This is a genomic window from Mycolicibacterium sp. XJ1819 (assembly GCF_053483675.1).
In genome coordinates, this window is the sequence record NZ_JBEFST010000007.1 from 67,957 (window position 1) to 81,862 (window position 13,906).

A 13,906-nucleotide genomic window follows, 5' to 3' on the forward strand; every position below is an offset into this window, starting at 1 on the left:
CGATCCGGACATGGCGGGGCGCCGGGCGTGCCAGGATGGCAGCAGCGCCATGGCCGGTACGGACAAGTCGACACAGCGCGTGATCGCGGTGATCGCGCTGCTGGTGGCGGCCGCTTGGGCGTTGCGCGGACACGTGCCGGGCAGCGAGCGGATCGTCGAGCGTGAACCCACCACGGAGAGCCCGGCGGCGCTGGCGGCCGTCGTCGCGATCCTCTGCGCGGCGGTGGCGATCATCGGGTACGCGATCGTGGTGCGGATGCGCGCAGGCCGAACCCGGCGCGCTCCGTCGGCGGCGTTGCCGCGCAGCCCGGGCGCGGTCGGCAGGCCCACCTGGCGGTTCTCACTGATCGCGCTGGGTGCGATCGTCATCTGGCTGCTGCTGACGGCGCTGCTGGCCCGCATCGACGGGCTCAAACCGCCCGGGCGGCCCGCGGCGGTGCCGCCCGCGGCGCCGGAGGCCGGCACCGCGCCGTCGGGTTCGCTCGAACCTGCGCGGCCGCCCGTCGATCCGGGCCAGGGCACCGACATGATCGACTACCTGATTCCGCCGATGCTGGTGTTGATGACGTTGATCGTGGTCGTGACGGCGATCGCTTCGCATCGGCAGCGCAGGGCCGAACCGCAACCTCTCGGCGCCGTCGGGCCGGACGACGCGTGCGCGCCCGGTCAGGGCGCGGACTCGCTGGCCCGCGCCGCCGAGATCGGGCTGGCTGAGATCGGCGACCTCAGCCGCGAGCCCCGAGAAGCCATCATCGCGTGCTACGCGGCGATGGAAACCGAGCTGACGCGGGTCCCCGGCGCCGTCCCACAGGATTTCGACACACCCAGCGAAGTGTTGGCGCGGGCCGTGCACCGCGGGGCGCTGCGCGCCGACAGCGCCACCGAACTCGTCGAACTGTTCGAGGAGGCGAGGTTCTCCCCGCATGTGATGACCGAGGCGCATCGCGATTCGGCGGTGCGGGTGCTGCGACGCGTGCTCGCCGAGATACCGCAGGCGGTCACATGAAACGGTTTGTGGCAGCGTCTGTTCTGCTGGTGGCGGGCGCACAACTGATCGCGCTGGCATCGCCGGACCGCCGATTGGTCCTGACCATGTCGGGCGTCGCGCTGGGTTTTGCGTTGCTGGCCATGCGGTGGATGCTGGTGCGGGAGTCGCTGCCGGCCGCGGGTGATCAATACGCCGACGACGCCGCGAAGGCCTTGCGTCGGTGGCGTTCTCGCACCGAGACCCTGATCAGCAGGTCGGACACCACCCGCACCGATTGGGACCGGCATCTGCGGCCGATGCTGGCGCGCCAGTACGAATTGGCCACCGGCCAGAAGCGGATCAGGGATCGCGCGGCCTATCAGTCCACCGGCGAGATGCTGTTCGGAACGGAGCTGTGGGCGTGGGTCGACCCGGAGAACGTGTCGCGCACCGGCGCCACCGAACCCGGCCCGGGCCGCGCCGCGCTGGACGAGATACTGCAACGGTTGGAGCAGGTATGACGACAGGGGCGGGGATGCGAGGCGAACCCGCCGCGACCACGACCGCGAACTGCGAGGCGGTGCTCGCCCAGATCGGCCGGGTGGTGGTCGGCAAACACGACGCCCTCACTCTGATTCTCACCACCGTGCTCGCGGGCGGGCACGTGCTCATCGAAGACCTTCCGGGGCTCGGAAAGACCTTGATAGCAAGGTCTTTCGCTGCAGCGCTGGGCCTGGACTTCAAACGCGTTCAGTTCACCCCCGACTTGCTGCCCGCCGATCTGCTCGGGTCGACCGTGTACGACATGCAGTCGGGACGGTTCGAGTTCCGGTCCGGCCCGATCTTCACCAACCTGCTGCTGGCCGACGAGATCAACCGCACCCCACCGAAGACCCAGGCCGCCCTGCTCGAGGCGATGGCCGAAAGTCAGGTGAGCATCGACGGTGTCACGCACCGACTGCCTGCTCCGTTCGTCGTGCTGGCGACCGACAACCCGATCGAGTACGAGGGCACCTATCCGCTGCCCGAGGCGCAACTCGACCGGTTCACGATCCGCCTCGAACTGCGCTACCTATCCGAGCAGGAGGAGGCCTCGATGCTGCGCAGGCGCGTCGAACGCGGTTCGACGGAACCGACCGTGCACCAGGTGGTCGACGCGCGCGAGGTGGTCGCCATGCGCGAGTCGGTCGAGCAGGTGACCGTGCACGACGACGTGCTGCGTTATGTGGTGTCGCTGGCCGCCGCCACCCGGCAGCATCCGCAGATCGCGGTCGGCGCGAGCCCGCGAGCCGAACTCGACCTCGTCCAACTCGCCCGCGCGCGTGCGCTGCTGCTGGGCCGTGACTACGTGATACCCGAGGACGTCAAATCCCTTGCGGTGCCGGCGATGGCACACCGGGTCAGCCTCCGCCCGGAGATGTGGGTGAGGCGGGTGCAGGGCAGCGACGTGGTGGAGGAACTGCTGCGACGGCTGCCGGTACCGCGGACCAAGGCGTGATCCGATGTGACCGAGGCCCGCACCACCGAGGCGCGATGTCACTGGCGCCCATCACCTCTGACGGCCGCGCTGGTGACGTGTTCGGCGGTCGTGCTCACCGCGGCGGTGATCGGATCACTTTGGCAGTTGGTGGTTTTCGTCGCCCCGTTGCTCGGTGTGCTGTGCTCGGCAGGCTGGCAGCGCCCGCCACCGGCGGTGCGGGTTCATGCCGAGCCCGCCGTGCACCGCTGTTTCGAATCCGAACGGGCCCGTCTGACGGTAAGTGTCGAAACCGACGCGGACACCGTGGCGCTCGCGGTGTCGGCGCCGGAGGCGATGGAGCTCGAGGTGGGCGACGACCGCACCCGCCGGCCCGTGGTGGCGTGCGCCAACCGGTGGGGCCGCTACCCGATCCGGGCCGAGGTTCGGGTGGGGGCGCGCGGCGGACTGCTCGAGGGGACGGCGGTGGTGGAGGCCGCCGATGTCTACGTGTTTCCGACCGCACCTCCGCAGTCGACGGCGCTGCCCCGCACCGAGTTGCTCGACCGGTTGGGCACCCACCTCACCCGCCACGTCGGCCCGGGGGTGGAATACGCCGACGTCCGCCGCTACGTGCCGGGAGATCAACTGCGGACGGTGAACTGGCCGGTCAGCGCCCGCCGCGGCAGCCTGCACGTCACCGAGCGTTTGACCGATCGCGCCGCCGACGTGGTGGTGCTGGTGGACAACTATCCGCAGCCCGCGGGCCCGGCGACGCTGACCACCGAACGGGCCGTACGCGGCGCCGTGCAGGTGGTGCAGAGCGCACTTCGCGGAGGGGACCGCGCCGGTGTGGTGGCATTGGGGGATCGTCGGCCACGCTGGCTGGGCGCCGACATCGGACGCCGACAGTTCTATCGGGTGCTCGACGCCGTGCTCGGTGTCGACGCGAGCTACGAGACCACGTCGGGCACGTTGGCCCCGCGCGCCGCGGTTCCGCCGGGAGCGATCGTCATCGCGTTCTCCACGCTGTTGGACACCGACTTCGCGCTGGCGCTCATCGACCTGCGTAAACGTGGGCACACCGTGGTGGCCGTCGACGTGCTGCAGGGGGCGCCGTTCGACGACGACTTCGACCCTCTGCTCGAGCGGATGTGGGCGCTGCAACGATCGTTCATGTATCGCGACATGGGCACGGTCGGTGTCGACGTGGTGGCATGGCGCGATGTCGACACGCTGGACATGGCGATGCACCTGGTGCCCGACCACCGTCGAACCGTGCGGACACGGCGATGAATCGGGCCCTGTCGGCGGCGTTCGGGCTGTTGATGGTGGCGGCAGCCGCCGTCGACGCCGACGACGCGGCGCTGGTGACGGCCGCGCTGGCGGTGCTCGCGGTGTTGGCGGGCATTGTCTTTCGTCCGGCGGCGACGCTGGCGGTGGTGCTGACCGCCGCGGCGCTCGCGCTCGACGACACGTCCGCGATGCTGGCGGCGACCTCCGGAGTGTGCGCGGTGGGCTATCTGGTGCTGCGGTATACGACAGCGGTGCCCGCGCCGACAATGATTGGCGCCGTGGCCTTTACCTGTGCGGCATTGGCGGCCGTGTCGATCCCGTGGCAGCTACCATGGGTGCCGCTGCTGGCGCCCCTGGTGGTGCTGTCGATCGTCGTCGTCGCCACCCGTCCGTTCTGGGCCGACCGGCTGCCCACCACCAGCTAGTGCGACACCGGCGCCGCACACGCTATCTTTCATGGGTACCAGCGGGGCCCGGTAAGCGAAATGCTCAGCGGGCCGCTTAGTTTCGGGAGATCGCATGCCGTCGGATGTGCGCAAGGCAATCACGGGTGCCTCCATCGGCAACGCCGTCGAATGGTTCGATTTCGCCATCTACGGCTTCCTGGCCGTGTTCATCGCCGCGAACTTCTTCCCGGAGGGCGACCAGACCGCCGCGCTGCTCAAGACATTCGCCATCTTCGCGGCGGCCTTCTTCATGCGGCCGCTGGGCGGCTTCGTGTTCGGGCCACTGGGCGACAAGATCGGCCGGCAGCGGGTGCTCGCACTGGTGATCCTGTTGATGTCCGGCGCGACCGTGGCGATCGGGCTGCTGCCGACCTACGCCTCGATCGGTGTCGCTGCGCCGCTGCTGCTGTTCTTTCTGCGTTGCCTGCAGGGCTTCTCGGCGGGCGGCGAGTACGGCGGCGGCGCGGTCTATCTCGCGGAGTTCGCAACCGACAAGCGCCGCGGCCTCACGGTCACCTTCATGGCGTGGTCGGGCGTGGTCGGCTTTCTGGTCGGCTCGGTCACCGTGACGCTGCTGCAGGCGCTGCTGCCCACCGACGCGATGGAGAGCTACGGCTGGCGTATCCCGTTCTTGATCGCCGGGCCGCTGGGCCTTGTCGGCCTCTACATCCGGTTGCGCCTGGACGACACCCCGCACTTCGCCGAACTCAGCGAACAAGAGCAAGTGGCCAAGTCGCCGCTGCGGGAGGCGGTGACCACGTCATGGCGACCCATCCTGCAGGTGATCGGCCTGTTCATCGTCTTCAACGTCGGCTACTACGTGGTGTTCACGTTCCTGCAGGCCTACCTGATCACCACGCTGGAGTACACCAAGACCGAGGCGTTCGTCTCGATGACGCTGGCCACCACCGTCGCGTTGGTGCTCATCCTTCCGCTGGCAGCGCTGTCGGACCGCGTCGGTCGCAAACCGATGCTCATCGCCGGATCGGTGGCGTTCGCGGTGTTGGCCTATCCGCTGTTTCTGCTGCTGAACTCCGGCTCACTGGCCGCGGCGATCACCGCCCACTGTGCGCTGGCGGCCATCGAGTCCGTCTACGTGTCCACCGCGGTGTCTGCAGGCGTCGAGTTGTTCGCCACCACCGTGCGCTACAGCGGTTTCTCCATCGGCTACAACATCTGCGTCGCCGGCTTCGGCGGCACCACGCCCTACATCGTCACCTGGCTGACCGCCGAGACGTCGAACAACCTCGCGCCCGCGTTCTATCTCACCGTCGCGGCCGTCATCTCGCTGACCGCCGTGATGACGCTGCGGGAGAACGCCGGCCGACCCCTGCCGCAGACCCCGAGCGCGGCTAGTGTGGGCGCATGAAGGTTCGGGTGACGCCCTACATCACCGTCGAGGTCGACGATCGCCTTCGCCGCCGGCTGCGTAAGTCCGGCGAGCGGCTCCGCCTCAACCTGCGGGCCTATCTGCGCAGTGCGGCCGACGACGTGGACGTGGCCAGCGACAAGGTCCGCGGGCTGTGCGACCGTGCCGTGCAGCGCGTCGACGACGCGGTCGCGACCGTCAACGACCGGATCGCCCCCGCCGAGACCGTCGAGGCCGTCGAGAAGCCGCCGCGGCTGCGTGTGGTGTCCGACCGCGAAGCCAGTTAGCGGGTCAGCCGGCTCGGGCGCGTCCGGGGACGAAGAACGATGCGGCGACAACCACCGCACCGATGATCGCCACCGGGATCGACCAGCTGCGACGGCTCGACACCGCCGACTCGCACTGGGCCGCGTAGTCGGTGTGCGGGATCACCTCGTCAAGGATCGGCAGGTTGACCGGGTTGCGGTTGTCCACCTCGCGTGCACCGGAGTAGTCGGCGGCGATGGCGTTGCCGCAGCCGATGTCCTGATTGTCCGGGCCGGCCACCGACACCGGCATCAGCAGTCCTCCGAGCCCCACGATCAGCACGATCGCACCCACCAGCAGAACCAACCATCGCAAATTCATGATCACTCAATGCCCACTGACCGGCTCGTCAAAACCTGGTGGGGGGCGACCGAAGACGGCCGCTGCCCGGTGTGCTGTTCTTGTGCGGTGAACTGGCCGTGGTCGGAGAGGAGCTTGGCGCGTTGGGAGGCCCTGTGATCGAGCACGGCCTTGCCGTGCTGCTGGCGTTGCTGGCGGCCCTGTTCCTGGCGATCGGCATCGTGGTTCGGCAACGCGCGACCATGGACGTCCCGCCCGAGCACGGCGTGAGCACCGTCATGGTGTCGACGCTGGTGCGCAGCCGGCTGTGGTGGGCGGGCACCGTGGCGGCGCTTGCCGGCTACGGATTCCAGGCGCTGGCCCTGGTCTTCGGCTCGCTGCTGCTGGTGCAGCCGATCCTGGTGTCCGCCCTGCTGTTCGCGCTTCCGCTGAGCGCGCGCCTGGCCGACCGTCGCGTCACCCGCGCCGAATGGCTGTGGGCGCTGCTGCTCACCACGGCGCTGGCGGTGTTCGTGGTGTTGGCCAAGACCCGTCCCGGCGACTACGAGGCGTCGGTGCAGCTGACCGCCATCGTCGCGGTGGTGTGCACCGCGGCGGTGATGGCCTGTGTGGTGGTCGCGGTCCGCAACGTCGGCTGGCGGCGGGCGGTGTTGCTCGCCGTCGCGGTCGGCGTGCTGTTCGGCGTCGTCGCCGTGCTCACCAAGATCGTCGTGCACATGCTCACCCACGCCGGGCCGGTCGCGGTGCTGACCACCCCGGTGCCCTACCTGCTTGTCGTGCTCGGCGTCGTCGCCGTGCTCCTGCAACAGTCCGCCTTTCACGCGGGCTCGCTGCAGACCTCGGTGCCGACGATGTTGGTGCTCGAACCCGTCGTCGCCGTCGCGCTCGGTGCCGTCGTGCTCGGTGAGCACCTCACGGTCGGCGGCGTGAAAGCCGTCGCGATCACCCTCGCCGTCGCGGTGATGACGGCGGCCACCATCGCTCTCGGCCGCGACGAGGGCGCGCTCGAGGAACAACTCGAGTCCGCCGCCGCAGGCCGCAGCCCCTCGCCCTGACCCGGTTCAGTGCGACTGGTGCTGTGACGCCGGGTCTTTCAATGCCGCCCACAGCATCGCGGCGGCCCTGCGGGTCGCCGTGTCGGGCGCGATGTGCTCGGCGGTGTTGGGCTGCTCGGCGGGAGCGCCGCTGACGTGTTCGAGAAGCGCCACCGCGAGGTCGCGCAGCTTGACGTTGAACTCCTGGCTGGCGCGACGCAACATGTTCCACGCGGTCTCCGCGTCGCAGCCCATCAGTCCCATCAGCGCGCCCTTGGCCTGTTCGATCGCGCCGCGGGATTGCAGCACGGTGAGCAGGTCCTCGAAGGCCGTCGCGCTCTCCGCGGCGGCGGTCACCAGCGCTGCCGACACCAGATGCTCGTAGCTGATCAGGGTGCTGACGGTGGCGGCGTCGGCCGGTTCGGTCAGCGTGGCCGAGATGACGACCGCGGATTCGTCCTGCCAGAACCCCGGGACCGCCGCCGCGCCGTGCACCTGCTCCCACTCCGAACGGTGCCCCGGCGCGTGCGCGGTGACGGCGTCCAGGGTCAGCTTCGGCCATCGCTCGTCTGTCCACATGTCCAGGGAGATCACCGGAAGCTGGTGGGTCAGCGCGTCGACCACCGGGCCGCCGAGGCCGGACAACTGCGCGTCGACCATGTCGGCGCCGGCCCCCAGAGAGGCGATCACCGACGGTTCCTCGACATAGCGCCGGTCGCTGACGGTGACGGTCAACCCGACCGTGCCCCGCAGGTCGTCGCTGACCCGTTCCAGGATGCGCCGCAGCAGCGACACCAGTTGCGGGTGTTGGCGTGGATGAAACTCGGGTCCTGGCACAGCGGTCCCGTCAGTCCCCGATGGTCACGGTTGCGACGCGGTCGAGTCCAGAGATGCCGAGCAGGGTGGTGATCGGTCCCTTGTCAGGAATCACGAGGGACAGCTTCGTCGACGCCGCGATCGAGAACAACGCGCGCACCGCCGCGCTGTCGCAGTAGGACACCCGCGTCAGGTCGACGGTGATGGTCGTGCTGTCGGCCGCGGCGCGGGCCAGAACCGCGGCGAACTCATCGACGTTGGCCAGATCGACGTCCCCGGTGACGCACACGACGGGTGGCTGCTCGGCGTTCGCGGCGATGAGCCGGAACTGTTGCTCAGTCATGGCTGCACCTCCTCCCGCGCTCGTTCTCGCGGTGCCTGTCTCTCCCCAAACAGCCTGGATTGCAGGATGTTGTCATATCACGCCGGCGGCCTCCCCGGTACGGGCACGGGTCAATCGGACGGCTCCGACACCCGAAAGTTCAGTTCGACAGTGGTTCCCGTCGAGGTGCCGGCCAGGTCGACGTGGTCGCTGACCGTGCGCATCAGCAGCAGTCCCCGGCCGCGGGTGCCGGGATCGGCAGGCGGCGGCTTCCACGATCCCGAATCGGCCACCTGGACGCGCACCACCCCGTCGGCCAGCGAGGCGTCCACCCGCATCCGCCCGGCAGGACGGTCGCGGTAGGCGTGTTCGACGCAGTTCGAGCAGGCCTCGTTGACCACCAGGACGATGTCGCCCGCCACGTGGTCGGAAACACCGTTGGCGCGAAGCCATTCGGCCAGTCGGTGCCGGATACCGCTCAACCGCGGGGCGGTCGCCTCGTAGTCGATGACCAGCGGCGCGCGGGGCCCCCGGTACAGCACGGCGGCCACGTCGTCGTCGAAACCACCCTCGGGTGCGAGCCTGCCCAGCACCTCGTCCAGCGCGGCTTCGATCGGCAGATCGACGGTGGCGGTGACGAGATCGGCGACCCTGCTGATCTGGTCGTCGATGGCCCTGTCGCGCCGTTCGACCAGACCGTCGGTGTAGAGCAGCAGCGTCGAGCCCGGCGCCAGCGGACGTTCGGCCTGCGGCCTGGGCTCGTCGCGTTGCACCGCCAGCGGCACCGAATGTCCGTCGGTCAGCAACTCCCGCCCCGCGGATTCGGTCACCAGAACGGGCGGCACGTGTCCGGCGCTGCTGTAGCACACCGTCTGCGCGCGGGTGTCGACGAGCGCGACGATCACCGTGGTGCAGAACGCCTCGGGGATGTACTCCGCGACGGCGTCGAGTTGTTCGAGGAGCCTCGCGGGTTCGACGCCGGTCAGCAGCAGCGCCCTGGTGGAGGCGCGCAGTTGGCCCATCACCGCGGCCGCGGACAGCCCGCGGCCCACGCAGTCACCGACCACGACGCCGATGCGATGCTCCCCGACCGGCAGCACGTCGTAGAAGTCGCCACCGATCTCCAGGGGCGCCACGGCGGGCTCGTAGCGGACGGCGAACCCGGCCGGCATCGTGCGCGGCGGACGCATCGAACGCTGCAGTGTCAGTGAGGTTTCCCGGGCGATCTCGAACTGACGGACATGCTGCATCGCCAGGCTCAGATGACCGACCAGGGCGGCGGCGAAGCGCCGGTCCTCCGCGCTGAGCGTGCGCGGCACCCGGTGTTCCAGACACACCAGCACGTCCCGGGATCCGGACAGCACCGCGACGAAACCGCGCGTCGTGCCCGCGCTCGGTGCGGCCCCCACCGGCGTCACGGTCAACGGCAGCCAGTCGCGCGCGTCCTCGAAGGTACGGCGCCAATCATCGTCGAGTTCATACCAACTCGACACCGAGGGTTCACCGGCCACATGGATCGCGGGATCGCCGTCGCCGGTCGGCCAGGTGACCGTCATCAGGCGCTGGGCGTCCAGCATGGAGCGGCACTGGTCAAGGGTGATGGTGAGCACCTCGTCGACGTTCTTGGCGACGCTGACCGCGGTCGCCAACCGGGCCATCGCCCGGTCTCGCAGGGCCGCCGCGCGCGGGGCGGTGATGTCGCGGATGCTTCCGACGAAGGCCTGGCGCTGCGCACCGTGTGACGGCACCGCGTTGATGGCGATCGCCACCCACCGGATGCGGCCGTCGAGGTGGCGGATCTCGGTTTCGATGGAGATGTGACCGTTTCGCCGCAGCGCGGCCAGTCGGTCGCCGCTGACCGATGCGTCGCCCACCCACGGATACGGCGAGTGGTAGGGAAGACCGTCGGTGCCGTATCCGGTGATCTCGGTGAAGGCGTCGTTGATCTCGACGATCGCCCCCTCGTGGTCGGCGACGAAGAAGCCCTCCTGCAGCGAGTTCACCAACGCGTTGCGGAACTCGTCACGGCCCTCGAGGTCTTCGGTGCGGGCCCGTTGCTGTTCGTAACGCTTTGTGCCGTCGAGGAATCCGCGTGTCGCGACGTCCAGTGCGGCCACTGCCTGCAGCAGGAACGGCAGCGCCTCGGCGGTGACGGCCGGACCGTCCGCGGCGATCTGCTCGACGAGGCGGGCGTGGTGCTCGATGATCTCGAGCACGCTCATCCGGTCCCGCAGCGCGCGTCTGCCCAGGTCGTGGCCGACCGACAGGCTGGCCTGGTCTCCGGTGCGCAGGTAGGCGTAGAGCGCCTCGGCGTAGTGCCGGTAGAAGTCGCGTGCGGACAAGCTCGGCGGGCCCTCGGTCATGGCGATCCCCGGTGGCGTGCGGCGAGCACCAGCGCGTCGTCAGTGTCCCGACCGTAACGCCCCACGAGCTGTTCGGCGATGGTTGTTGCGGGCGCGGCGAAGTCGATGTCGTCCAGATGATCCCGGCTGATCCCGTCACTGGACATGAGCAGGAGGTCGCCCGGATGCAGGCCCACCTGGTGGGTGGACAGTGTCTGCGGCATGCGGTAGCCGATGATGCCCGCGGCGAGCAGCGCCGAGGACCGCACCTCCGCGCCGGCCGGGTGTTTGGCCACCAAATCGGCGGCGACGTTGCCGATGCCGATCCAGCTCAACGTGTCGGTCTCGAAGTCGACGCGCGCCAAAGTCATGGTGACACCGCGGGTATCGGTCAACGCACGGTGGCACAGTTGCGCGACGACATCGAGCGGTTCGGCGCGGCTGTCCTCGACCGCCGCCACGGCACGCAGCGCGGCGTCGGCCGCGGCCTCGCCGTGACCGAGTCCGTCGACCACCCCGAACAGCGCGGCGCCGTCGTCGACCTCGAGCGCGATCGGATGATCCCCGCAGATCCGCTCACCCGGGCGAGGGCGGCGCACCGCCGCCCACTCCATCGGCCCGAACCTGCCATGTCTAAACACTGTCGGGAATCCATTTCCACATCTCGACGACCGTCCCGTGGCCCGGTTGGGATTCCACGATCAGCCGGTCCATCAGCCGGCGCGCACCGGGCAACCCGAGACCCAGCCCACGGCCGGTGGAGTAACCGTCCTCCAGCGCGCGCTCGACATCGGCGATGCCGGGCCCGTCGTCGGCGGCCCGTACCACGAGGGCCTGCCTGCCGTCACGGTACTGCACCCCCACCCGCACCTCGCCGTGTCCCGCGTAACTCGTTATGTTGCGGGCGATTTCGGAGATGGCGGTGGCGATCATGGTCACGTCGGTCAACGAGAAGCCGAGCTGGTGGGCGAGTTCGTGACCGGCCTGGCGGGCGGTGACGATGTCATCGGAGCCGTTGATGTCGACGACGAAGTCAGTCCGCACCGTCGCGTCCCGTCGTCGGCTTGCGGTTCAGCAGCGCCAGGCCTTCTTCCAGATCCAGCGCGGTCTGCATACCGTCGAACGCCAGCCCCAGCTGAACCATCGCGAACGCCACCTCGGGCTGCAACCCGACGATCACCGTGTCGGCGCCGCGTAGCGCGGTCATGTGCACGATGGTCCGCAACGACCGGGCGGCAAAGGAATCCATCACGTCGATCGCGGTGACGTCGACGATGATGCCGCGCGCGCGAAACCGGCTGACTTGTTCCATCAGATCGCGTTGCAGCCGTTCGGTGTCGGAGTCCGACAGCGCCGCCTGCACGGTGGCGATCAGGATGGTGCCCTGCTTGAGGATGGGTACTGGCATGTGCGTGTGGCGGTGTCGCTGGTGGCTCCCGGTCAGGCGTTCGGCTCGCCCGTGCGGGTCACCTCGTAGCCGAGTAGGCGTTCGGCTTCCTCGATGCCGCCCTGCAGATCGCCGACCGCGTTCATCTTCGACAGGTCCAGCCCGATGGTGACCAGCGTCAGCGCGATATCCGACGAGAGTCCGGTGATGATGACGTTCGCGCCCATCAGCCCGGACGCGTCGACGGTCTGCACCAGGTGGTTGGCGACAGTCGAGTCGATGGTCGGCACACCGGTGATGTCGATGACGACGACCTTCGCGCGGTTGGCCCGGATCGCCCGCAGCAACTGCTCGGTGAGCTGCCGGGCGCGCTGGCTGTCGAGGACGCCGATGATCGGCAGGATCAGCAGCTGCTCGCGGACCTGCAGCACCGGGGTGGACAGCTCGCGGATGGCCTCCTGCTGCTGACGGATGATGCGCTCGCGCTCCTGGACGAAGCTGACTGCCACCGTGTTGGCGATGCGATTGGCCGCCGGTTCGTACGCGTCGAGCACCCGGTTGAGCAAGGTGAAATCGGACTGGTACTTCTCGAACAGCGAGCGGGCCAGCACATCGCGCAGCAGCAGCACGATGCCGACCACCTCGTCGGTCTCCACGCCCCGGGGGATGATGCGCTCGGACAGGTCGCGCGCGTAGGCCTGCAGCGCTTCCACGCTGCCGGTCTCGAGCACCTCGACGTAGTTGTCGTAGACCGCCGTCGCCTCGCCGAACAGCTCCTCCGGCGACATCGCGGTCAACAGCTGGGCCTCGTTGATGCGGCGCGCCCACTCCTCACGCAACGCCGTGCGGTTGCGCCTGAGGTGCTGAACGAGTTGCGGCAGCAAACCTTCGGTCGAGATGTTCGCCGGACCGGCGGGAGCCACCGGGGCGGAACCCACGCCGGAACTGATCATGTCTATCGGATCCGACATTCGTCCTCCCCGCTGCGGCTGCTGAGTTGACACTAACGTGTGGGCCTGCGGTTGATCCCGCGAAGCGGGCATGTCCGTTCGGCGCCAAGGCGTTAAGCTCTGGCCACTGCCGTCGCGATGGGGGCGGCCCGACCGAAGGATTCCCGTTGCCAGGTAGAGATCCGATCACCACCTCGGTGTCGCACCGAGATGAGATCGCCGTGGTCGCGGTCGGCGGCGACATCGACCTGGCCACCATCCCGGCCTTGGAGGGTGCCCTCGCCGATGCGGAGGCGCGCGGTCCGGCGGTGCTGATCGTCGACCTGTCCGACGTGGACTTTCTGGCCTCGGCGGGGCTACAGGCCCTGGTCGCGGCGCACGAACGGATCGGCAGGTCGGCGCGGTTCGCGGTGGTGGCCGACGGGCCGTCGACGTCTCGGCCGATCCAGCTGACCGGTCTGGACCAGGTGCTTTCGCTCTACCCGACGATCTCCGACGCGATCGCGGCGGAGAATGGGGGTTCCCCGCCGCAGAATTGAGCGCTGCGATGGCCGCGACATTGGAATAGAGTTCGATCGCCGGACGATCTTGTTTGCAGCTGATCACCGAACGTGAGGACTCGTCATGAGGTCAGGTCTTTGGAGCAGGCGTGCCGCGGCGGTCGCCGGCGGCGCCGCTGTCATCGCGATGGTCGCGCTCACCGCGTCCTGCGGCCAGCAGGAGGAGGCGCCGGGCGAGACCACCGAAACCACCACCACGACCACGACCACCACGGCGCCGCCGCCCGCCGCGCCCACGGAGAAGGCGCCGCGCATCGATCCCGGGCCCAATCCGTTCTCGCCGACGGTGTTCGCCCCGCCCGCGCCGACGGCAATCCCCGGGGACCACTGACCGCAGGTCCGACTCGGACATCCG

18 protein-coding genes are annotated in these 13,906 nt (G+C 69.2%); 10 read left to right on the forward strand and 8 right to left on the reverse strand.

The window, feature by feature from the left end:
- Positions 1 to 49: 49 nt before the first annotated feature.
- The 7 genes from ABQE89_RS09200 to ABQE89_RS09230 all read left to right on the forward strand — a co-directional run bounded on the left by ABQE89_RS09200 (position 50) and on the right by ABQE89_RS09230 (position 5,821).
- Positions 50 to 1,006 (forward strand): DUF4129 domain-containing protein, encoded by a 957-nt coding sequence (locus ABQE89_RS09200; RefSeq protein WP_448416012.1) that lies wholly within the window; start codon positions 50 to 52, stop codon positions 1,004 to 1,006.
- A complete protein-coding gene (locus ABQE89_RS09205; RefSeq protein WP_448416014.1) occupies positions 1,003 to 1,488 on the forward strand; it encodes a hypothetical protein in 486 nt (161 codons plus the stop codon). The genes ABQE89_RS09200 and ABQE89_RS09205 overlap by 4 nt, the downstream gene beginning before the upstream one ends.
- 14 nt (positions 1,489 to 1,502) lie before the next feature.
- Positions 1,503 to 2,465, forward strand: coding sequence for an AAA family ATPase (locus ABQE89_RS09210; protein WP_448416160.1), 963 nt, complete (start codon positions 1,503 to 1,505; stop codon positions 2,463 to 2,465).
- A 6-nt stretch (positions 2,466 to 2,471) separates the two neighbouring features.
- Positions 2,472 to 3,719 carry a DUF58 domain-containing protein gene (locus ABQE89_RS09215; RefSeq protein WP_448416016.1) on the forward strand — a complete coding sequence of 416 codons (1,248 nt, stop codon included), beginning with the start codon at positions 2,472 to 2,474 and terminating at the stop codon, positions 3,717 to 3,719.
- A complete protein-coding gene (locus ABQE89_RS09220; RefSeq protein WP_448416017.1) occupies positions 3,716 to 4,144 on the forward strand; it encodes a hypothetical protein in 429 nt (142 codons plus the stop codon). The genes ABQE89_RS09215 and ABQE89_RS09220 overlap by 4 nt, the downstream gene beginning before the upstream one ends.
- A gap of 94 nt (positions 4,145 to 4,238) precedes the next feature.
- Positions 4,239 to 5,534, forward strand: coding sequence for an MFS transporter (locus ABQE89_RS09225; protein ID WP_448416019.1), 1,296 nt, complete (start codon positions 4,239 to 4,241; stop codon positions 5,532 to 5,534).
- On the forward strand, positions 5,531 to 5,821 hold the full coding sequence (locus ABQE89_RS09230) for a hypothetical protein (protein WP_448416020.1): 291 nt from the start codon (positions 5,531 to 5,533) through the stop codon (positions 5,819 to 5,821). The genes ABQE89_RS09225 and ABQE89_RS09230 overlap by 4 nt, the downstream gene beginning before the upstream one ends.
- 4 nt (positions 5,822 to 5,825) lie before the next feature.
- Here ABQE89_RS09230 and ABQE89_RS09235 read toward each other — a convergent pair whose 3' ends face one another.
- Complete coding sequence (locus ABQE89_RS09235) at positions 5,826 to 6,161, reverse strand: aminopeptidase (RefSeq protein ID WP_448416022.1); 336 nt, start codon at positions 6,159 to 6,161, stop codon at positions 5,826 to 5,828.
- Between the two features lie 134 nt (positions 6,162 to 6,295).
- Here ABQE89_RS09235 and ABQE89_RS09240 point away from each other — a divergent pair, with 134 nt between their 5' ends.
- The gene (locus ABQE89_RS09240; RefSeq protein WP_448416161.1) at positions 6,296 to 7,195 is read left to right on the forward strand and encodes a DMT family transporter; all 900 of its coding nucleotides are present in this window, start codon (positions 6,296 to 6,298) and stop codon (positions 7,193 to 7,195) included.
- 6 nt (positions 7,196 to 7,201) lie between these two features.
- Here ABQE89_RS09240 and ABQE89_RS09245 read toward each other — a convergent pair whose 3' ends face one another.
- The 7 genes from ABQE89_RS09245 to ABQE89_RS09275 all read right to left on the reverse strand — a co-directional run bounded on the left by ABQE89_RS09245 (position 7,202) and on the right by ABQE89_RS09275 (position 13,012).
- Positions 7,202 to 8,011 (reverse strand): ANTAR domain-containing protein, encoded by an 810-nt coding sequence (locus ABQE89_RS09245; RefSeq protein WP_448416023.1) that lies wholly within the window; start codon positions 8,009 to 8,011, stop codon positions 7,202 to 7,204.
- 10 nt (positions 8,012 to 8,021) lie between these two features.
- Positions 8,022 to 8,333, reverse strand: a complete 312-nt coding sequence (locus ABQE89_RS09250) for an STAS domain-containing protein (RefSeq protein ID WP_448416024.1) — start codon at positions 8,331 to 8,333, stop codon at positions 8,022 to 8,024.
- A gap of 110 nt (positions 8,334 to 8,443) precedes the next feature.
- Entirely contained in the window at positions 8,444 to 10,675 is a 2,232-nt protein-coding gene (locus tag ABQE89_RS09255) for a SpoIIE family protein phosphatase (RefSeq protein ID WP_448416025.1), read from the reverse strand.
- Positions 10,672 to 11,268 carry a SpoIIE family protein phosphatase gene (locus tag ABQE89_RS09260; protein WP_448416026.1) on the reverse strand — a complete coding sequence of 199 codons (597 nt, stop codon included), beginning with the start codon at positions 11,266 to 11,268 and terminating at the stop codon, positions 10,672 to 10,674. The genes ABQE89_RS09255 and ABQE89_RS09260 overlap by 4 nt, the downstream gene beginning before the upstream one ends.
- A gap of 19 nt (positions 11,269 to 11,287) precedes the next feature.
- Positions 11,288 to 11,698 carry an ATP-binding protein gene (locus ABQE89_RS09265; RefSeq protein WP_448416027.1) on the reverse strand — a complete coding sequence of 137 codons (411 nt, stop codon included), beginning with the start codon at positions 11,696 to 11,698 and terminating at the stop codon, positions 11,288 to 11,290.
- A complete protein-coding gene (locus ABQE89_RS09270; protein WP_448416028.1) occupies positions 11,688 to 12,062 on the reverse strand; it encodes an STAS domain-containing protein in 375 nt (124 codons plus the stop codon). The genes ABQE89_RS09265 and ABQE89_RS09270 overlap by 11 nt, the downstream gene beginning before the upstream one ends.
- A 32-nt stretch (positions 12,063 to 12,094) precedes the next feature.
- Positions 12,095 to 13,012, reverse strand: coding sequence for an STAS domain-containing protein (locus ABQE89_RS09275; protein ID WP_448416029.1), 918 nt, complete (start codon positions 13,010 to 13,012; stop codon positions 12,095 to 12,097).
- A 146-nt stretch (positions 13,013 to 13,158) separates the two neighbouring features.
- Here ABQE89_RS09275 and ABQE89_RS09280 point away from each other — a divergent pair, with 146 nt between their 5' ends.
- Together ABQE89_RS09280 and ABQE89_RS09285 are read left to right on the forward strand one after the other, a co-directional pair.
- Entirely contained in the window at positions 13,159 to 13,530 is a 372-nt protein-coding gene (locus ABQE89_RS09280) for an STAS domain-containing protein (protein WP_448416030.1), read from the forward strand.
- 85 nt (positions 13,531 to 13,615) lie between these two features.
- A complete protein-coding gene (locus ABQE89_RS09285; RefSeq protein WP_448416031.1) occupies positions 13,616 to 13,882 on the forward strand; it encodes a hypothetical protein in 267 nt (88 codons plus the stop codon).
- Positions 13,883 to 13,906 lie beyond the last annotated feature (24 nt).